Here is a 21,564-nt window from a genome sequence, read left to right on the forward strand (position 1 = left end):
GGCGGGAACCGGCGTCGGCGGCGGTGCGGGCGACCGCGACCGCCGCGGTGACGCCGGGCTGCCGGCGCAGCGCGGTCTCCACCTCGCCGAGTTCGATGCGGAAGCCGCCGATCTTGACCTGGAAGTCGGCGCGGTCGATGTACTCGAGCGCCCCGTCCTCCCGCCAGCGGACGATATCGCCGGTGCGGTACATGCGGCCGCCCGCGAACGGGTCCGCCACGAAACGGTCGGCGGTCAGCGCCGGACGGCCGTGGTAGCCGCGGGCCAGCTGCGCGCCCGACAGGTACAGCTCGCCGGGCACGCCGACCGGGACCGGGGAGAGCCGGGCGTCGAGCACGTAGACGCGGCTGTTCCAGGCGGGCGCACCGATCGGCACGGCCTGGCGGTGCCGCTCGCGTACCTCGTAGGAGGTGATCGACACGGCCGCCTCGGTGGGGCCGTACAGGTTGAACAGCGTTGCGCCATCGGCGTTCCCGGTGACCGGGTGCTTGTCGAGGAACTCGGCGGCGGTCGCGGCGGGCAGCGCCTCGCCGATGGCCAGCACCGCGCGCACCGACCCGGGCAGCGGGCCGCCGGCCAGCAGCATGCCCAGCAGCGAGGGCACCGGGTGCAGGACGGTGACGCCGTGGTCCTCGATCAGTGCGCGCAGGCGGTCCGGATCGCGCTCGTCACCCGCGGCCGAGACCAGCAGACTGCCGCCGGTGGTCAGCGCGGACCAGAACTCCCACACCGACAGGTCGAAGGTGGCGGGGGTCTTGAGCAGGGCACGGTCGCCCGCGCCCAGTCCGAAAGTGGCCTGCAGCCAGCGCAACTGGTTGACGATGGCGGCGTGCGGCACCGCCACGCCCTTGGGCAGGCCGGTCGAACCGGAGGTGAAGATGGTGTAGGCGGTGTTCGAATCACGCAGCGGCGCGAGACGATCCGCGTCGCTCACCGGCGTGCCGGGGTAATCACGCAGATCGACGGTGTCCACCTCGAGCACGGGCAGGTCGGCGTCGAACGGCACACCGTCGGCCGCGGTGGTGAGCACCACCGCGGGAGCGGCGGTTTCGACGATGTAGGCGATGCGGTCGGCCGGGTGGTCCGGGTCGATCGGCACGTACGCGCCGCCCGCCTTGACCACCGCGTACATGGCCACGACCAGGTCGATGCCGCGGCGCATGGCCAGCACCACACCGGTCTCCGGGCCGACACCGGCCGCGATCAGCCGCCGGGCGAGGCGGTTCACGCGGTCGTCGAACGCGGCGTAGGTGAGCCGTGTTCCGGCGCCGTCGAGCAGGGCGATCGCGTCCGGAGTCGCGAGGGCGCCGGCGTCGACCAGATCGACCAGGGTGGCGGGTTCGAGCCGATGCGCGGTGGCGTTCCAGTCGTGCAGGATGCGCTGACGCATGCCCGCGCCGAGCAGATCGATATCGCCGATCGCCGTATCGGGCTGCACCGCGACCGTTTCCAGCAGCCGGGCCAGCGCGGCGAGGAAGCGCTGCGCCGTGGCTTCGGTGAACAGGTCGGTCGCGTAGCCCAGGGTCAGCTCCAGCCCGGCGGGCGCGCCGGATTCGGCGTAGTTGTCCACCGCGAACAGGTGCAGATCGAATTGCGCCACGTGCGTGTCGAATTCGATCTCGGTCACGCTCAGGCCGGGCAGCTCCAGCTCGGCGCGGGCGTGGTTCTGGAAGGACAGGCCCACCTGCATGAGCGGGTGGCGGGCGGTCGAGCGCGCCGGATTGAGCACCTCGACCAGCCGCTCGAAGGGCACGTCGGCATGGGAGAAGGCCGCGATGTCACCGGTCCGCACCCGCGCCAGCAGGGCGGTGAACGGTTCGGCGGCCTCGGTGCGGGTGCGCAGCACCAGCGTGTTGACGAACATGCCGATCACATCGTCCAGTGCCCGCTCGCCGCGGCCCGCGATCGGGGTGCCGACCGCGATGTCGCCGGTGCCGGACAGCCGCGCCAGCAGGGCGCTGAAGGCGGCGTGCACGACCATGAACAGCGTCGCGCCGTGCGCGCGGCCCAGCTCGGTGAGGCGGGCATGCAGCTCCGCGTCGAGCGGCAGCCGAAGGTAGTTGCCGTGCAGGCTCTGTCGCGCCGGACGCGGGTGGTCGGCGGGCAGGTCCAGCTGGTCCGGCAGTCCGGCCAGGGCGGTGCGCCAGTAGTCGAGCTGGGCGGCGGCCACCGACTCGGCGTCCTCCTCCGAGCCGAGCAGCGCGTGCTGCCACAGCGTGTAATCGGCGTACTGAACGCTCAGCGGCTGCCACGCCGGCTCGGCGCCGGCCAGCCGCGCGTGGTAGGCCAGCATGAGGTCGCGCACCAGCGGGACCACCGAGGAACCGTCGGCCGAAATATGGTGCAGGACACCGGCGAGCACGTGCTCACCGGTGGCGACGCCGGCGGCGTCGACCAAGCGCAGCAGCTCCACCCGGATCGGCACCTCGGTGGTGACGTCGAAGGTGGTGGTGAGGATCTCGCGGACCCGCACCGGCAGCTCGGCCTCGGTGACCGGGCTGGTGCGCAGCCCCGAGAAGGCCTGTGCGGCGGGGAGAATCACCTGCGCCGGGCCTTCCGGGGTCTCCGGGTAGACGGTGCGCAGTGTCTCGTGGCGGGCCAGCACGTCCGCGAAGGCGGCGGTCAGCGCCGCCACGTCCAGCTCGCCGGAGCGCGGGTCTACGGAGCGGAGCCGCAGGGCGATCGGCACGTTGTAGGCGGTGGACGTACGGTCGAAGCGGTTGATGAACCACATGCGCTGCTGGGCCGGGGACAGCGGCAGCCGGTCCGGTCGCGGGCCCGCGGTCAACGCGGGCCGTTGCGCCTCACCGGTTCCCGCGGCGATCCGGGCCGCCAGCGCGGCGACCGTCGGCGCCTCGAACAGCGTGCGCACGCCGACCGTGGTCTCGAAGACCGAGCCGAGGCGCGCCGCGGCCTTCGCCGCGATCAACGAGCTGCCGCCCAGGGCGAAGAAGTCGTCGTCCGCGCCGACCAGCGCGAGACCGAGCAGCTCGGCGAAGACACCCGCCACCAGCTCCTCGGCCGGGGTGGCCGGACGGCGGTAGGCGTTGCCCTCGAAGACCGGCGCGGGCAGGGCCCGGTAGTCGATCTTGCCGTTGACGGTCATCGGCATGGTGTCGAGCACCGTGAAGGCGGCCGGAACCATGTACGCGGCCAGCCGGCCGGTGAGGTCGGCGCGCACCGAATCCAGGTCCAAGCCCTCGGATTCGGGCACCAGGTAGGCGGCGAGCTGGTCGCCGCGCGCCTGATCGGCGTGCACGACCACGACCGCCTGGCGCACCCGCGGGTGCTCGGCCAGGGCGGCCTCGATCTCGCCCAGCTCGATCCGGTATCCGCGGATCTTGACCTGGGAGTCGTTGCGGCCCAGGTAATCCACGTCACCGGTATCGGTCCAGCGGACCAGATCGCCGGTGCGGTACATGCGCTCGCCCGGGGCCCAGGGGCAGGCCACGAAGCGGTCGGCGGTGAGCGCGGCCCGGCCGCGGTAACCGCGCGCCAGCTGCGCGCCGGCCACGTACAGTTCGCCCACCGCGCCCACCGGCACCGGGCGCAGACGCGCGTCGAGCACCCATTCCCGCACACCGGCCAGCGGCGTGCCGATGGTGACCGGGTCCGAAGCGCGCAGCGGCGCGGTGGCGTTCACGATGACCGTGGTCTCGGTGGGGCCGTAGGCGTCCACCAGCATCCGGCCGGCCTCGGCCCAGCGGCGCACCAGTTCCGCCGGGACGGCCTCGCCGCCGGTCGCGGCGAAGCGCACCTGCGGGATCTCCGCCGGATCGAGGGTGCCCAGCACGGAGGGCGTCATCAGCAGGTGGCTGATCCGCTGCGCGCGAACCACTTCCGCGAGTTCGTGGCCCACGGCCGTCTCCGACGGGGACACCACCAGCGTGGCCGCGGAGTCGACGGCGAACAGCAGCTCACCGACGGAGATGTCGAACGACGGCGAGGAGGCGTGCAGGATTCGCGCGGTGGGGTCACCGAAGTAGCGGGCGGTCTCGGCGGCGGCCAGTCCCGGCAGGCCACGGTGGGTGACCATGACGCCCTTGGGCAGACCGGTCGAGCCCGAGGTGTAGATGGTGTAGGCGATGTGGTCGGCGCACAGCGTCCGCACGCGCTCCAGCTCGCCGATCGGACCGTCACCGAATTCCGCCGCGGTGCCGCGGAATTCGAGGTCATCGAGGACCAGCCACGGAATCTCACCGGGCAGACCGGCGTGCGTCGCGCGGACGGTCAGGCCCAGCGCGACACCCGAATCCGACACCATGTACCGGATCCGGTCGTCCGGGTGCGCCGGATCGACCGGCACCCAGCCCGCACCGGCCTTGGTGACCGCCCATACCGCCAGCACCGAGTCCAGCGAGCGCGGCATGGCGACCGCGACCATGTCGTCGGGGCCGACACCGCGCTCGATCAGCACCCGCGCGACGCGATTCGACATCGAATCGAGCTCGCGGTAGGTGAGCTCGCGGTCTCCCTCGACCAGCGCGACGTGGTCCGGGCGCGCCGCCACGGCGGCGGCCAGCAGGTCCGGCAGGCGCCGGCCGGTCTCGGCGTCGCCGCCGGAACGGGTGGTCAGATCGGTGTACTCGGCGGGCGACAGCAGCGGCAGCGCCTGCACGGCGACGGTGGGTTCGGCCACCACCGCGGCCAGCACCCGGGCGAAACGCCCGGCCAGCCGATCGATGCTCACCACATCGAAAAGGTCGGTGGCATAGGTGATGTCGATGGTCAGACCCGCGGGGCGGCCCTCGGCATCGAAGGTCTCCGCGACGGTGAACTGCAGATCGACCTTGGCCACCGCGAGATCGATGGGCTCCGGCGCGATCCGCAGCTCCGGCAGCTCCAGCGCGGGCAGCTCGTAGTTCTGGAAGGACAGCGCCACCTGGTACAGCGGATGCCGGTTCGGCAGGCGCGCCGGGGCCAGCACCTCCACCAGGCGCTCGAACGGCACATCGGGGTACGAGAGCGCCTCGATGTCCTGCTCGCGCACCGTCGTCAGCACCGCGTCGAAGCCCGCGCGGGGATCGACCTCGGTCCGCAGGACCAGCGTATTGACGAACATGCCGACCAGACCGTCGAGCGACTGCTCGCCGCGGCCGGCCACGGGGGTGCCGATGGCGATGTCGGTGGCGCCGGACAGCCGGGCCAGCAGCACCGCCAGCGCCGCGTGCACGGTGCTGAACAGCGTGGCGTCCGAGGCCCGGGCCAGGTCCTTCAGACCCGCGTGCAGCTCGGCGTCGATCATCGTGCGGAATTCGCGGCCGCGCTGGGTGGCCACCGCCGGACGCGGCCGATCCGCGGGCAGTTCCAGCAGATCGGGCAGGCCGGTCAGGCGCTCGCGCCAGAACTCCAGCTGCCGGTGCGCCGCCGACCGCGGGTCGGCGTCGTCACCGAGGCGCTCGGCCTGCCACAGCGTGTAGTCGGCGTACTGGACGGGCAGCGGGACCCAGGCGGGTGCGCCGCCGCCGCGGCGGGCCCGGTAGGCGGCGAGGAAGTCGAGCGCCAGCGGGCCCAGCGAGAAGCCGTCCGCGCTGATGTGGTGAACCACCAGCACCAGCACGTGATCGGTGGGAGACAGGCTGAAAACAGCGGCCCGCAACGGGGTTTCGGTGGTCAGGTCGAACGGCCGGCCGACGACCGCGGTGATCCGGTCGACGACCTCGTCCGCGGTGATCGGCGCCGTGACCAGCGTGGCGTCGCCCTCGGCCAGCACCTGCTGCACGGGGCCGTCCGGCCCGTCGGGGTAGATGGTGCGCAGCGTCTCGTGGCGTGCGACCACATCGCGCAGGGCGGCGTGCAGCGCGGCCGCGGCCAGCGGACCGGAGACCCGCAGCACCACGGGGACATTGTCCGCCGCCGCGCCGGGACCGACACCGGTCGCGTCGGCGTGGTAGCGGTTGAGGAACCACATGCGGCGCTGCGCGTCCGACAGCGGGACCAGCGCCGGGCGCGGGCGGGCGGTCAGCGGCACGAGCGTGCCGCTGCCCGAACGGGATTCGGCGACCGCGGCCAGTCCGGCGACGCTCGGGGCGTCGAACAGGTCGCGCACCGAGAGTTCGGCGTCCAGCGCAGCGCCGACCCGGGCCACCACGCGGGCGGCCAGCAGCGAGCTGCCGCCGAGGGCGAAGAAGTCGTCGTTCGCGCCGATCCGGTCGACGCCGAGCAGGTCCGCGAAGACCCCGGCCACCACGTCCTCGGCCACGGTCTCGGGCGCGCGGTAGGCCGCGGTCTCGAAGACCGGGGCGGGCAGCGCGGCGCGATCCAGCTTGCCGGAGGCGTTGACCGGGAAGGCGTCCAGCACCACGAACGCGGCCGGAACCATGTACCCGGGCAGCAGGCCGCCCAGCGCGGCCTTGACCGCGTCCAGGTCGATGGCGTGGCCCGGCTCGCGCTGCAGGTAGCCCGCCAGCTGATCACCCGCGCGCTCGTCCGAACGCACCAGCACGACCGCCTGGTTGACGCCCGGCTGCGCCAGCAGCGCGGCCTCGATCTCGCCCAGTTCGATGCGCAGGCCGCGCAGCTTCACCTGGAAGTCGGTACGGCCCAGGTAGATCAGCTCGCCCTCGGTGGTCCAGGTGACCAGGTCGCCGGTGCGGTACATGCGCGCGCCGATCCCGAAGGGGCTGGCCACGAAGCGATCCGCGGACAGGTCCGGGCGGCCCAGGTAGCCGCGGGCCAGCTGATCGCCGGCCAGGTACAGCTCACCGGCGACGCCGGGCGCGACCGGGTTCAGGCGGCCGTCCAGCACATAGGTCTGGGTGTTCCAGACCGGACGGCCCATCGGCACGAACGCGACATCGGTGCCGGCGACCTCGTGGTGGGTGACCTCGACCGCGGCCTCGGTGGGGCCGTACAGGTTGTGCACGCGGGCGCCGGTCAGCTCGCGCATGCGGGCGGCGGTGCCGACCGGCAGGCCCTCACCGGAGGCGAACACCTGGCGCAGGCCGGTGCAGTGCGCGGCGGCCGGCTCGGTCACGAAGACCGCCATCATGGACGGCACGAAGTGCGCGTGGGTGATGCCCGCGCGAATGATCAACTCGGCCAGGTACTTCGGGTCGCGGTGCCCGTCGGGGGCGGCCACTACCAGCTTGGCGCCGATCTGCAGCGGCCAGAAGAACTCCCACACCGACACGTCGAAGGTGAAGGGGGTCTTCTGCAGCACCACGTCGTCGGCGGTCAGCCGGTAGCGGTCCTGACCCCACACCAGCCGGTTCACCACGGCGGCGTGCGATACCGCGACACCCTTGGGGCGGCCGGTGGAGCCGGAGGTGAAGATGACGTAGCAGGCGTTCGAATCCCGCAGCGGCGCAAGCCGATCGGCGTCGGTCAGCGGGGTCGCGGCGTAGTCGGCCAGATCGAGGGCGTCGACGGCCAGCACCGGGATGTCGCGCGCGGTGGTGAAACCGTCGCGGGCGGTGGTCAGCACGAGCACCGGGCCCGCCGCGTCCAGCACGTAGTCGGTGCGCTGCTCGGGCTGATCCGGGTCCACCGGCACGTACGCGCCGCCGGCGGCCAGGATGGCGTACATGCCGACCAGCAGGTCGTGGGAGCGGCGGATCGCCAGCGCCACCCGGGTTTCCGGGCCGACGCCGCATTCGACCAGCTTGCGGGCCAGGCGGTGCACGCGGCCGGCGAACTCGCCGTAGGACAGAGTCGTCCCCCCGAATTCGACGGCGGGGGCGTTCGGGCAGGTCAGGGCCCGCGACTCGAACAGGGCGACCAGGGTCGCGGGGGTGGTCTCACCCCACGCGCCGACCGGCAGCGCCGAACGGATGTCGTGGGCGGTGTCGTTCCAGCCGGTCAGCACCTGGGCGCGCTCGGCGTCGGTGAGCAGGTCGATATCGCCGACCGGGCGGTCCGGGGTGGCGGTGACCGCGTCCAGCACCACGTCCAGGCGACGGGCGAAGGCCGCGACGGTGGCCTCGTCGAAAATATCGGTGGCGTAGGTGAACACGGCGTCCAGCTCGCCCGCCGCGCGGTCCTGGACCAGCGACAGCTGCAGATCGAACTTGGCGATGCCCGGGTCCAGCTCGACCCGCGAGGCGGTCAGGCCGTTCAGCTCGAGGCTGGTCTGCGTGGTGTTCTGCAGGTCCAGGGCCACCTGGAACAGCGGGTGGCGGGCCTGCGAGCGCATCGGGCTGAGCACCTCGACCAGGCGCTCGAACGGGACGTCGGCGTGCGCGAAGGCACGCAGATCGGTCTCGCGGACCTGGGCCAGCAACTCCCGGAAGGAGCGGTCCGGAGCCACCTCGGTGCGCAGCACCAGGGTGTTGACGAACATGCCGACCAGATCGTCGAGGGCCTGCTCACCACGGCCGGCGACCACCGAGCCGATCGAGATGTCGGCGGCGCCCGACAGTTTCGCGAGCAGCGTGGCGTAGGCGGCGTGCAGCGCCATGAACAGGGTGGCGCGATCGCCCTCGGCCAGCTCGCGCAGGCGGGCGTGCCGCTCGGCGGAGATGGCGAAGCGGTACTGCGCGCCGTGGCGGGTCGCCACGGCCGGGCGCGGCCGGTCGCCGGGCAGCTCCAGGGTGTCGGGCTGACCGGACAATTCGGCGCGCCAGAAGCGAATCTGGTCCGCCAGCAGGGATTCCGGGTCGTCCTCGGAGCCCAGCAGGTCCCGCTGCCACAGCGTGTAGTCGGCGTACTGGACCGGCAGCGGCGCCCACGCCGGGGCCGCGCCCGCGGTGCGGGACGCGTAGGCCAGCATGAGATCCCGGGTCAGCGGCGCGATCGACCAGCCGTCGGCGGCGATGTGATGCACGGCCAGCACCAGCACGTGGGTCTCCGGGGCGCGGTGCGCATCGGAGTCGCCGTGCTCATCGGAAACGACACCGAGCAGCGTCAGCCGCGCCGGAGCGTGCTCGTCCACCGCGAACGGCAGCACCGCGAGCTCGAAGATCCGGTGCTCCAGGTCCGCGGCGCGCACCCGCTCGGAAACCAGTGCGACACCGGCCTGTTCGACCGGCAGCACCAGCTGGCGGCCGACGCCGTCCTCGGCCGGGTACACGGTGCGCAGCGTCTCGTGCCGGGCCACCACGTCGGTGACCGCGGCGGCCAGCGCGTCCGCGTCCAGCGGGCCGTCCAGGCGGATGGCGGCGACCAGGTTGTCGGCGATGGAGCTGTTGTCGAAGCGGTTCAGGAACCACATGCGCTGCTGCGCGTACGACAGCGGCACCACCTCGGGCCGCTCCCCCGCCACCAGCGGCGCACGGCCGCCGGCGCCGGCCAGCTCGGCCAGCCGGGCCGCCAGCTCGGCGACGGTGGACGCCTCGAACAGCAGGCGCACCGGGACCGTGGTGTCCAGGGCCGCGCCGAGGCGGGCCACCACCTGGGTGGCGATCAGCGAGTTGCCGCCGAGCTCGAAGAAGTCGTCGTCCGCGCCGACACCGGCCGGGGCCTCGAGTTCGGCGACCGAATCCAGGTGCGCCGCAGCGCTATTGGCCGCCGCGTTGGTGTTCGCGGCCATGGCCGCGGTCAGCGCCGCGTCCAGCGGCGTCACGTCCGCGGCGGGCGCGAGACCCAGCACCTCGGCGAAGACATCGGCGACGAGCACCTCGATCGGCGTCGCGGGGGCCCGGAATTCGCGGGCGGCGAAGACCGGGGCGGGCAGCGCGCGGTAGTCGAGCTTGCCGTTCACGGTCATCGGCATGGCGTCGAGCACCATGAACGCCGACGGGATCATGTACGCGGCCAGGCGATCCGCCAGCGCGGTCTTGATGTCGTCGACCTCCACGCCACCGGCGGCCGGAACCAGGTAGGCCACCAGCGCTCCACCTCCCTGCGCTTGATCGCCGCGCGACGCGTCGTGGTGCAGGACCACCACGGCCCGGCGCACCCGCGGCAGCGCCGCCAGCGCGGCCTCGATCTCGCCGAGCTCGATGCGGAAGCCGCGCAGCTTCACCTGGGAGTCGTTGCGGCCCAGGTACTCCACCTGACCGTCCGCGGTCCAGCGCACCAGGTCGCCGGTGCGGTACATGCGTTCACCGGGCGCCCACGGGCAGGCCACGAACCGGCTCACGGTGAGCTCGGCGCGATTGCGGTAGCCGCGGGTGACCGGCAGGCCGCCCAGGTACAGCTCGCCGATCGCGCCGACCGGCACCGGCCGCAGCCGCTGGTCCAGGATCCACTCGCGCGCGCCCGGCACCAGATGGCCGATGGTGACGGGCTCGCCCGCCGCCAGCGCCCCGGTGATGTTCACGACCACGGTGGCCTCGGTGGGGCCGTAGGCGTTGACGATGTCGCGCCCGGCCTCGGCCCAGCGCCGCACCAGCTCCGGCGACAGCGCCTCGCCGGCGACCGCGACATGGCGCAGGGTGGGGACGTCGGCCGGATCGATGGTGCTCGCGCCCGAGGGCGTCATGAACACGTGGGTGACCTCGTGCGCCCGAATCACTTCCGCGAGCTCGTCGCCGATGTGCGCGCCGGTCGGGGCGACCACCAGGGTGGCGGCCGACCGCAGGGCCAGCAGCAACTCGCCGACCGAGACGTCGAACGAGGAGCTGGTCACGTGCAGCACCCGCGCGTCGGCGGAACCGCTGAAGCGCTCGTACTGCACCTCGGACAGACCCGCCAGACCCGAGTGGGTGACCACGACGCCCTTGGGCAGACCGGTCGAGCCGGAGGTGTAGATGGAGTACACGACATTGCCGCCGCGCAGCGGGCGCACCCGGTCCGCGTCGGTGATCGCGTCGGCCGGGAAGGCGGCGCGGGCGGCGGTGAATTCGGCGTCGTCGAGCAGCAGCCAGGGCAGCGTGCCCGGCAGCGCGTCGCGCACCGAGGCCACGGTCAGGCCGAGCGCCGCGCCCGCGTCGCGCACGATGTACTCGATGCGGTCGGCCGGGAAGGCGGGGTCCACCGGGACCCAGCCCGCGCCGGTCTTGGCGATGGCCCACACGGCGACGATGTACTCGATCGACCGCGGCAGGCTCACGGCCACCAGCTGCTCCGGGCCCAGGCCGCGCTCGATCAGCAGGCGCGCCAAGCGATTCGAGAGGGCGTCCAGTTCGGCGTAGGTGAACTGCACATCGCGCTCGATCAGGGCGATCCGGTCCGGAGCCGCCGCCACGGCGGCGGCCATGATCTCCGGCAGCAGGCGGACCGCGTCCACGGCGGCGCCGGAACGGGTTGTCAGATCGGTGTATTCGGCCTCGGACAGCAGCGGCAGCGCGTCCACGAGCACGGCCGGATCGGTGGTGATCGCCTCGAGCAGGCGCACGTAGCGGCGCGCGAAGACCTCGATGGTGGCGGGATCGTAGAGATCCACCGCGAATTCGAACTCCGCGTGGATCCCCGCCGGTGCCGGACCTTCCCCGGGACCGGCACCGGCGAAGCTTTCGGTGACCGCGACCGACAGGTCGAATTTGGTCACCTCGGTATCCAGCGTACTCGTCGTGGCAAGCAACCCGGGCAGTTCGAGGCTGATGTCTCCGGCGGCGGTGAAGGACAGGGCCACCTGGAACAGCGGATGCCGCGCTGCCGAGCGCACCGGATTCAGGGTCTCGACGAGCTGTTCGAAGGGCACGTCGGCGTGCGCGAAGGCCGCCAGATCGATGTCGCGGACCCGGTGCGCGAGGTCGCGGAAGCTGAGCTCGCCGTCGATCTCGGTGCGCAGCGGCAGCGTGTTGACGAACATGCCGATCAGGTCGTCGAGTTCGCGCGCGCCGCGGCCGCCGACCGGGGTGCCGATGACGATGTCCGATTCACCGGACAGGCGGGAGAGCAGCACCGCCAGCGCGGTGTGCATCAGCATGAAGGTCGAAATGCCCTCGGCCCGAGCCGTTTCCGAAATGGCGGCGTGCAACTCCGCGGTGAGCTCGACGTCGAGCTTGCCGCCGCGGCCGGTGGCGATGGCGGGACGGGGACGGTCGGCCGGGAGCTCGAGCACGTCCGGCGCGCCCGACAGGGTGGCGCGCCAGAACTCCAGCTGCCGGGAGAGCAGCGACTCCGGGTCGTCGGCCGCGCCGAGCCGATCCCGCTGCCACAGCGTGTAATCGGCGTACTGCACCGCGAGCGGCTCCCAGGCGGGGGCCTGACCGCCGGAGCGGCCCAGGTAGGCGGTGATCAGGTCGCGGGCCAGGATGGGCAGCGAGAGGCCGTCGGCGGCGATGTGGTGCAGCACGATGGCGACGGCGTACTCGGGGACGTCGAGGTCCGCGGCATCGACCAGCACCGGACCGCCCAGTCCGCAATCCGAGGCGACCGCACCGGTGACGGTGAACAGTCGTGCGCGGAACGGGATCTCGCGCTCCAGATCGAAACCCTGGGCGGCGAAGGCGCGCAGGCGGGCTTCCAGTTCGTCGACGTCACAGGACTCCCACGCCACCGGCTCGGTCGCCGCCGCGACCGGCAGCACCCGCTGGGTCGCGAAACCCGCGGCGGTGGTAGGGAACACCGTGCGCAGCACCTCGTGCCGGTCCAGTACGTCGGCCAGCGCGGCCCGCATGAGCTCCGGATCGGCCTCGCCGCGCAGGCGCACCACGAACGGCATGTTGTAGCCGGCGCTCGCGGTGTCGAAACGGTTCAGGAACCAGATGCGCTGCTGCGCCGGGGACAGCGGCAGCGACTCCGGCCGCTCGCGGCGCACCAGGGCGACCGCGCTGCCGGACTCGGCGTCGGCGTTCACGAACTGGGCGTCGATCAGCGCGGCCAGCTCGGCCACGCCGGTGGCGGAGAACATCTCGCGCACCGTCAGCGCGCAGCCCAGCTCGGCGTTCAGCCGCGCGGCCACCTGGGTGGCGATCAGGCTGTTGCCGCCCAAAGCGAAGAAGTCGTCGGTGCGGCCGACCTGGTCGGTGCCCAGCACCTCGGCGAACATGGCGGCCACGGCCCGCTCGGTGACCGTCACCGGCGCCTCGTGCACCACCGCGACCCGGACCGGATCCGGCAGCGCGGCCCGGTCCAGCTTGCCGGAAGCATTGACCGGCAAGGCTTCCAGCAGCACGAACGCGCTCGGCACCATGTAGGCGGGCAGCGCTCGCGCGGCCGCGGCCTTGAGCTTGATCGCGTCCACCTCGTCGGTGGCGACCGCGTAGGCGACCAACTGGTCGTCACGCACGATCACCACCGCGCGGGACACGCCCTCGACATCGCCGAGCACGGTCTCGATCTCGCCCAGCTCGATGCGCAGACCGCGCACCTTGACCTGGAAGTCGGTGCGGCCCAGGTACTCGATCTCCCCGTTGTCGGTCCAATAGACCAGATCACCGGTGCGGTACATGAGTTCACCGGCCACCGCGAACGGATCGGCGACGAATCGCTCGGCCGTCAGACCCGGACGCGCCAGGTAACCCCGGGCGAGCTGAACCCCCGACAGATACAGCTCACCCGGAGTCCCCGGGGGAACCGGCCGCAGGCGTGCGTCGAGCACGTACAGCCGGGTATTGAACACCGGCGCGCCGATCGGCACGGCGATGGTGTCCGCGGCGGTCGCCTCGTGTGAGGTGACCTCGACCGCAGCTTCGGTGGGGCCGTAGAGATTGTGGAGCGGCGGGTTGCCGGTCAGGGCCCGCAGCCGGTGCGTGATGGGACCGGGCAGCGCCTCGCCCGAGGCGAAGAGCTGACGCACGCGCAGCGGGGGCTCGCCCGCGGCCGCGGCGGCCTCCAGCTCGGCCACGAACGGGTCCATCATCGACGGCACGAAATGCACGGCGGTGACACCGAATTCGGTGATCACGCGGCGCAGGTAGGCGGGATCGCGGTGGCCGTCCGGCGCGGCCAGCACCAGGGTCGCGCCGATCTGCAGCGCGAAGAACAGCTCCGGCACCGAGACGTCGAAGGTCATCGGCGTCTTCTGCAGCATCACATCCGACGCGGACAGGTCGAAGGTCTCACGCATCCAGACCATGCGGTTGACGATGGAGCGGTGGCTGACCGCCACGCCCTTCGGACGGCCGGTCGAACCCGAGGTGAAGATGACGTAGGCGGTGTTCGCCGGGCGCAGCGGGGACAGCCGGTCGGCGTCGGTGATCGCCGCGTCCGAGAAGCCGGCCAGCGCGGCCTCGGTCAGCTCGGCGATATCCAGGACCGGGATCTCGGTGCCGGGACGATCAGCGGCGGTCGAGAGCACCAGCGCGGGGGACGCGGTGGTCAGGATGTGCGCGATGCGGTCGGCCGGGTGGTCCGGATCCAGCGGCACGTACGCGCCGCCGGCGGCCTGCACGGCGTACACCGCGACCAGCAGGTCGGGCGAGCGGCGCAGGTGCAGCGCCACCAGCGACTCCGGGCCGATGCCGCGCGAGATCAGGTAGCGGGCAAGGCGATTCACCCGCCCGGCGAACTCGGCGTAGGTCAGGTCGCAGGCGGGCTCGCCGCCGAAGCGCACCGCGAGCGAGTCCGGCGTCCGGGCGGCCTGCGCCTCGAACATCGACACCAGCGTCAGTGCGGGATCCACCGCGAACGCGGTGTCGTTCCACTCGCGCAGCACCACCTCGCGCTCACGCTCGGTGGTCACCTCCACCGCGGACAGCGGGGCGGCGGGATCCAGCTCCACCAGCCGCTCGACGAACGCCACGAAACGCTCGATGTGGCGGTCGATCTCGTCGGCGGTGTACAGGTTCGGGTTCACCTCGAGGTCCAGGCGCACCCGGCCGTTCTCGCCGTAGAAGGCGTTGAGGCTCATGTCCTCGACCGGGCTGGTGGACAACAGGTGCAGCCGGCCCTCGATGTCGCCGAAGTCCAGCTGCGGGTGGAACAGCATGATGTTGACCATCGGGCCGTACAGCGCCCGGGACGCCGGAGCGCCCTGCAGTTCGGCGGCGTCGCGGCGGATGTCCTCGTGCCGGTAGCGCTGGTGGCGCAGCGCGCCGGAGACCTCCAGGCGAGCCGCGGTGAGCAGCTCCAGCCAGCTGGTGTCCGGCCCGGCCGCCATCCGCAGCGGCACGATATTGGAGAGCATGCCCGTCGAGCGGCGCATGACCGCGGTGGTGCGGGCGGTGACCGGCAGGCTCAGCACGGCCTCGTCCTGGCCGGTCAGCTTGGCCAGATAGGCCGCGAAGGCGGCGATGATCACGCCCGCCAGACCCGAATCATGCTGCGCGCCACACTCTTCCATGCGGCGGACCAGATCCTCGGAGAGCACGACGCCGCGGCGCAGGTTGTCCGAGCGCGGCGGGGCGGTGCGGCCCTTGAGCGACATGGTGCCGTCCAGGCCCGCGGTGCGCTCCTGCCAGTAGGCGCGGTCGGTGCGGAAGCGGCTGCTCTCTCGGTAGGCCAGTTCGGATTCGACCAGCTCGCGCAGCGTGCCGACCTTCACCGTCTCCGGCTCCAGGCCGCGCTGCAGCGCGGTGTAGCGGCGCGCGGTCCACTGCATGGTGTTGAGCGCGGCGTAGCCGTCGCCCACGATGTGGTGACCGACGAAGAACCAGAACCAGCGCTGATCGGCGACCCGGATCAGGGTGGGCGCGAACAGCTTGCCGGTGAGCAGGTCGATCGGCTCGACGATCTGGACTCGCATCCATTCGTGTGCCGCGGCGATGGGATCCGCCTCCGAGCGCAGGTCCATCAGCACGGTGTCGTGTCCCGCGGTCGGGTCGATGTACTGGTGGGGCTGTCCGTCGATCTCGGTGAAGCGCAGCTGGGGGGTACGCCAGATCGAGACGCCGTCCGTGACGACGCGCAGCAGCAGGTCGACGTCGAAGTCACCCTCGATATCGACGTACTGGACCAGGTTGAGGGGCACTTCGGGAGCCAGCAGCTGGGCGTACCAGAGCCCGATCTGTGCGGGTCCGAGCGGGAAAGGCGCAGACAATTCAGTCGACGTCGGAACTTCACTCGGTCCGAGACCACTCGAGTCCGTACCCTGCACCAGAGCCTCCCTTGTCATGGCGTATTGCTATGTCGGCCAACGGTTTCGGGCATCACGAAATAGACCTGAGTGCGCTCGGCTGACGAGGGCGCACCAGGCCGCGAGTTATCGCATCGCCCTGGGTTTTTCGACGAATGCGCGGCGAATCCGCGCGTGATCCAACTAGTGCTCGAAGCGGCCGGGCTTACTGGCTCGCCGGCCGGGATGCGGTTGCCTCCGGGTCATCGCATCCGGACTGTCCTACTGCCGATCTCCTCCAACTGTCACCTGCATCACAGGGATGCCGTTCATGCATGCGAACACTAGGCGTTTACACAATAAAAAGGAACTTTTTCCTGAAAAAAAGTTGGACGAGCGTCTAGTTGGCAGCGTATCCGGCGCGAAGATCGCGATGAATGTGGGTCAGACCACATAACAAGGCGGCGGTGTGACCAACCGCACTTTCGGATGTGGAGATTAGGAGTCGAAACGTTGCAACTGCGTTGCATCGGCGCCCAGGCGCCGGTCGAGCACCCGAATCTTGGCCTCGATCTGCGCATACAGCGGAGACTCACGGTCGACGGTGGCCCGATAGGCCGCCCACGCCGCCGCGTCGTCGCGTCCCTCGGCGCCCGCGGTCCACCGACTCAAGACCGAAGCGTCGCCGGAACGTAATACAGCCGTTCTCAAGCGCACACGCAATTCATCGCGAATGTCTATAACTCCCGGAGCCGTCGAACGCGGCAACACCGGGCCCGCGTACAGGCGCACGGCGGTGTCCACATCCCCGGAATCCAGGGCGGCGCGCAGCGCTTCCACGTCCGTGGCGATCGGCACGCGCAACCGGTACGGCCGCGAGCCGAAGACGTTCGAACCGACCACCGAGCGCAGCCGCGACATGGCGGCGCGAATGGTGGCGTTGTCCAGATCGGCGTCATCGAGCAGCAGGGCCAGGTGATCGGCCGACAGCCCCTCGGAATGCTCGGCGAGCAGCAACAGGATCTCGGCGTGCCGCTGCGACAACGGAACCCGCTCCCCCGCCACCGTCAGCTGCGGCTGACCCAGCCCGAGCACCTCCAGGCCCAGGCGTTCCGGCGCGGGCGCGTCGGCGTGCGAACGCCGATCCTGGCCCGAACGCACCGCGGCCAGCAGCAGATCCATCTCCGCCGCCGTGGCCGCCGCCTTCACCAGCGCCAGGATCTCCGGGCGCGCCACCCGCACCCCGCCCGCGATCATCAGCACGCCCACCAGGCGGCCGTCCGGATCGTGCACCGGCGCAGCCGCTCCGGTGATCTGGTGCATGCGGTGCAGGAAATGCTCGGGGCCGTGGATCCAGGCCGCGCGGCCGGTGCGCACCACCAGGCCCACCGCATTGGTGCCGACCCGGCGCTCGCTCAGGTCGTTGCCCTCACGCAGGCCCGCCTCGGCGGCCGGCTGCACCCGGTCGGCATTGCCGTGCACCGAGAGCACGCGGCCGAACTGGTCGGCCACCACCACGATCAAACCGGTACTGGTCGCGTCCCGCAGCAGGAGCTTGTCCACCAGCGGCATCACCGCGGCGATCGGATGCGCGTCGCGATAGCGCTCGAGGTCCGCGCCGCGCAGGCCGCGACCGTCCCCGTCGTCCATCGGGTCCACTCCACCGCGCACACTGCGCAGCCACGACTCCAGGACCATGGGACGTAACAAGCCGGGCAGTTGCCCCAGCTGATCTCCGCCCAGGCTGAGATATCCGTGTGCCTGGGCGGCATATGTTTCGAGCGCACCGAGTTGACTGCCCGGTTCGGCGCCGTGGTTAGGGTTTCCCCCACCCGCAAGATTGCTGACCATTTGCCTTTCTTTCCGCACCCAAAGGGTACCGGCGGACCTGAGAGCCCAAGGCGGAAGCAGGACGTTTGTCCGACAGGTCACACAGCAACCGTGCCCTACGGAAATGTGAGCTACGCAGCATCTTGTTAAACACGCCGTGTTCAGTCACTCCGCGCGTTCCGCGCGTCGCGAGGGGCTTGCCGGGGTTGCGGTGGCGCCGCTGACCGGATCACGGCCGCGCACCCCGCACCGAAATCCTTGCGGCGGCCGGGTTTTCGAGTAAACACAGTTCACCAAATGTACCGCCCGGCCCTGGGCACTGTGCCAGGGTGGGTGAGGTGGAGGACATCGACCTGACCGACCTCGACCGCTTCGCGCACGGCTTCCCGCACGCGGTCTTCGACCGGCTGCGGGCCGACGCGCCGGTCTGGTGGCATCCGCCCACCCCGCACACCCCCGACGGGGAAGGGTTCTGGGTGGTCAGCCGATACGCCGACATCGTTGCCGTAGCCGCGGATTCGGTCACCTACTCCTCCGAGCGCGGCGGGGACCGGCGCGGCGGCGGCACCCTCATCGAGGACCTGCCCGGGGACTGGGCCGTCGGAGTGCTGCTCAACATGATGGACGACCCCCGGCACGCGGGCGTGCGGAAACTGCTCATGCCCAGCGTCGCGCCGCGCACCCTGAAACTCATCGAGGACGACCTGCGGCGACGCGCCACCGACCTGGTGGACGCCGCACTGGCCAAGGGCGAGTGCGACTTTCTGCTCGACCTCGCCGCCGAACTACCCCTGCAGGCCGTCGCCCACCTGCTCGGCGTGCCGCAGCAAGACCGGCACCGGCTCTTCGGCTGGGCCAATGTGGCTTTGGACTACGACGATCGCGACCTCGGCGAGGCCACCGCGCGGACCCAGCGCGCCGTCGCCGAAACCCGGGCCTACGGCCGGGAACTGCTCGCCGCCAAGACCGCCGCGCCCACCGACGACCTGCTCTCCCTGGCCGCCCACGCCACCATCGACGGGCAGCCGCTCACCGATATGGAGAAGGCCATGCTGTTCAGCCTGCTCATCGCGGCCGGCAGCGAGACCACCCGCAACTCCATCGCCGTCGGGATGCTGGCGCTCATCGAACGGCCCGAGGTCTGGCGCAGCCTGCGCGAGGACCGGTCCCAGCTGGACGGGGCCGTCGACGAGATGCTGCGGTGGGCCTCCTCCACCTCCTACAACCGGCGCACCGCCACCCGCGACACCGAACTCGGCGATCAGCGAATCACGGCCGGGGACAAGGTGACCCTGTGGTGGACCTCCGCCAACCGCGACGAGGCCGTGTTCACCGACCCGCACACCTTCGACATCACCCGGCGGCCGAACCCGCACCTGGCCTTCGGGCGCGGCGGGCACTTCTGCCTCGGATCGAATCTGGCCCGCATGGAGATGCGGGTGGTGTTCGACGCGTTGCTCGACCGGGTCGAGATCGCCGAACTCACCGGGCCCGTCGAATACACGCGCAGCAACAAGCACACCGGCGTCCGGCACCTGCCGGTTCGGCTGCGGGCGCGCGGGGAGGAAGCGTAGCCGGGTCGCATCACCACATCGGAGATCTACGACCGGTGATCAGCTGGACGGGAGTGTCGGTTTCAGCGCCGCCGCGCTGCGGGTGCGGGCCGCGCCCCACCACACGCCCGTCCCGTACGCCACGTCGTCCAGCCGCCGGCAGAACACATAGCGAATCGGATCCAGGCTGCCCGGCTCCCGATGGGTGAACCAGTCCGCCAGTCCCTCCGCCATCGCCAGGGTGATCGCGATATGCCGGATCCGGCGCGAGCACAGCATGCCCAGCAGCGTCACCGGCCAATAGTGGCGGCACATGGCCGACGCCAGCCGCCACACCGCGCCGCCGAAACCGCGCGTCATATAGATGGCGGCCACCCGGGTCGGATTATCGAGCCCGGCGAACACCCGGCGTAATCGGACCAGGGTCGCGCCCAGGGTCAGCACGCCGCCGAAGATGCCCCAGCCCGACGCGGTGCTCAGCAGACCCGCCGACACCGCCGTCCAGATCGGCAGCGACAGCGGCGCGGCCATCCCGCGGTGCCGCTGCGCCAGCGGCGCCACCCCGGTCCCATGGGTGACTTTGTGAGCGAACCATTTTCGCAACGACACCGGATTGCTGTGCGCCACCCGGGCGGCGGGCTCGTAGCGCAGCCGCCAGCCCGCGCGATCCAGCCGCCAGCACAGGTCGACATCGCCGCCCGCGCCCATGGACTCGTCGAAACCGCCCTCGCCCAGCAGCGCCAGCCGGCGCACCAGCACCGCCGAACTCGGCACGTACGGCACCGGGCCGTGCGCCTGCACCGCCGACTCGCGGCGACCGCGATGCACCGAACCGCGGGTGTGCTCATAGCGGGCCAGCACCGTGGAATCCGGATCCATGGCCAGGATGCGCGGGGCCACCAGCGCCACCTTGGGATCGCTGAAATGGCCCAGCATGACCTCCAGCCAGCCGGTCCGGGGCACCACCTCCGGATCCAGGAAGGCCACGAATTCGGTTGACGCGGACCGCAATCCGAAATTGCGGGCGGCGGCCGCCCCGTGCCGGCGATCGCGGCGCAGCACAGTGATCCGGCATCTGCTGCGCGCCTCCGGAATCCGCACCGGCTGATCCGAACCGTCATCCACCACGATCACCGTGTGACCGCGCAGCGCCGACAGCAGCCGCGACAACTCGGGAGTGTTGTTGTGCACCGGGACGATCACGGTGACGTCCTCCAGCGACGGCAGCAACCGCGGCCGCGGGTTCGCCACACCGGAATCGAGAAGACGTCTGGCAACCCGAGCCGACGCCGGGTCGGTCACCTCGAGGTACCCGTCACCGATCAAGGCCGCAGCTTCCGGAGCCAGCCGTAGCAACCTCGTCGGCGTGCCGCCGACCAGTAGCCGTCCACCGGAATAAGTGCGCACCTTGGGATCGATTCGCACCCCGAAACCATCGGGAAGGCGATCATGGCGCATTCCCGAATGCTAAGTCAGCACACCACCGGCAATGATGATTGCCACGCAGGCAGTGTTAATTTGCCCTCCGCTTCGCTCCGGGCGGGTTCGCGGCCCCTGGTCCCGATTCTTCCCTCCTCCGCTCCTCCGCTTCGCTCCCCCGCTCCGTCAGTCCAGAATCGGGACGGCCGCGAACCTTGGGTGCACATCGGACCGTAGCTCGACCAGCAGAGTCGGGTGCGCTCTACACTGCCGGGAGGAAAATCGGCAGTTGAACAGGTCGGGGACGGGAATCCGTGTCCGTGGTGGTCGAGGCGGTATGGGAGTCGGGCGCATGCAGACAGGCGGGGGCGGTAACACCCTCTCGGAATCCGAGATCGTCGAGGCCGCCCTGCGGGTGGTCCGGCAGGACGGCGTGGAGAAGCTGTCCATGCGACGGCTCTCCCGCGAACTCGGAGTTTCGCCGATGGCCCCCTATTACTACGTCGCCGACAAGCGCGAGCTACTCGACTTGGTCGCGACCGCGGCGCTGACCGGCGTCCGCAAGCCGCCGCCCGAATTCGGCACGTGGCAAATGCGTTTGCGGGATCTCATCGACCAGATCGACGAGAAATTGCGCAAGCACCCGGGTCTCGGCGACGTCCTGATCGAGCAGATGCTCGGCAAACAGCTCGACCTGATCGCGGCCGTGATGGAAATCCTCTTCGACGCCGGTTTCGACGAGCGCAATGTGCTCTCCGCCTACGCCACCATCCACACCTATCTGTTCGGTCGTTCCAAGGTGAATCCGCGCGACCGCTCGGCCCTGCTGGAGCGGGTGCTGCCCGAGGCGGTGGAACGCGCCACCAAGCACATGGCGGATCTGCGCGGCAAGTACTCCTATGACTTCTCGATGGACGTGCTGATCGCCGGACTGGAAGCTCAGCTTGTCCGGCAGCGCGACAGCCACGTATAGTCAAACTAGAACACGTTCTAGTTTGG

At 71.1% G+C, this 21,564-nt stretch carries 5 protein-coding genes; 2 read left to right on the top strand and 3 right to left on the bottom strand.

Annotated elements, in window-relative coordinates:
* A partial coding sequence (locus ACWELJ_RS20570; RefSeq protein ID WP_452367742.1) for an amino acid adenylation domain-containing protein occupies window positions 1-15,823 on the bottom strand: 15,823 nt, incomplete at its 3' end.
* A 438-nt stretch (window positions 15,824-16,261) separates the two neighbouring features.
* Entirely contained in the window at window positions 16,262-17,614 is a 1,353-nt protein-coding gene (locus ACWELJ_RS20575) for a GAF domain-containing protein (RefSeq protein ID WP_452367743.1), read from the bottom strand.
* A 308-nt stretch (window positions 17,615-17,922) separates the two neighbouring features.
* On the opposite strand from ACWELJ_RS20575, the gene ACWELJ_RS20580 reads away from it, so the two are divergent.
* The gene (locus ACWELJ_RS20580; protein ID WP_452367744.1) at window positions 17,923-19,167 is read left to right on the top strand and encodes a cytochrome P450; all 1,245 of its coding nucleotides are present in this window, start codon (window positions 17,923-17,925) and stop codon (window positions 19,165-19,167) included.
* 39 nt (window positions 19,168-19,206) lie between these two features.
* Here ACWELJ_RS20580 and mftF read toward each other — a convergent pair whose 3' ends face one another.
* Window positions 19,207-20,604: a mycofactocin biosynthesis glycosyltransferase MftF gene (mftF, locus tag ACWELJ_RS20585; protein WP_452367745.1), complete on the bottom strand. Its 1,398-nt coding sequence runs from the start codon at window positions 20,602-20,604 to the stop codon at window positions 19,207-19,209.
* A 313-nt stretch (window positions 20,605-20,917) separates the two neighbouring features.
* Here mftF and mftR2 point away from each other — a divergent pair, with 313 nt between their 5' ends.
* The gene (gene mftR2 / locus ACWELJ_RS20590) at window positions 20,918-21,538 is read left to right on the top strand and encodes a mycofactocin system transcriptional regulator MftR2 (RefSeq protein ID WP_452367746.1); all 621 of its coding nucleotides are present in this window, start codon (window positions 20,918-20,920) and stop codon (window positions 21,536-21,538) included.
* The last annotated feature ends 26 nt before the right edge of the window (window positions 21,539-21,564 follow it).

The sequence above is a fragment of the Nocardia sp. NPDC004582 genome (assembly GCF_053602115.1).

Coding starts and splice junctions, on each gene's coding strand:
- ACWELJ_RS20575 (WP_452367743.1), bottom strand. CDS start 17,614: ATGGTCAGCAATCTTGCGGGTGGGGGAAACCCTAACCACGGCGCCGAA.
- mftF (WP_452367745.1), bottom strand. CDS start 20,604: ATGCGCCATGATCGCCTTCCCGATGGTTTCGGGGTGCGAATCGATCCC.
- mftR2 (WP_452367746.1), top strand. CDS start 20,918: ATGCAGACAGGCGGGGGCGGTAACACCCTCTCGGAATCCGAGATCGTC.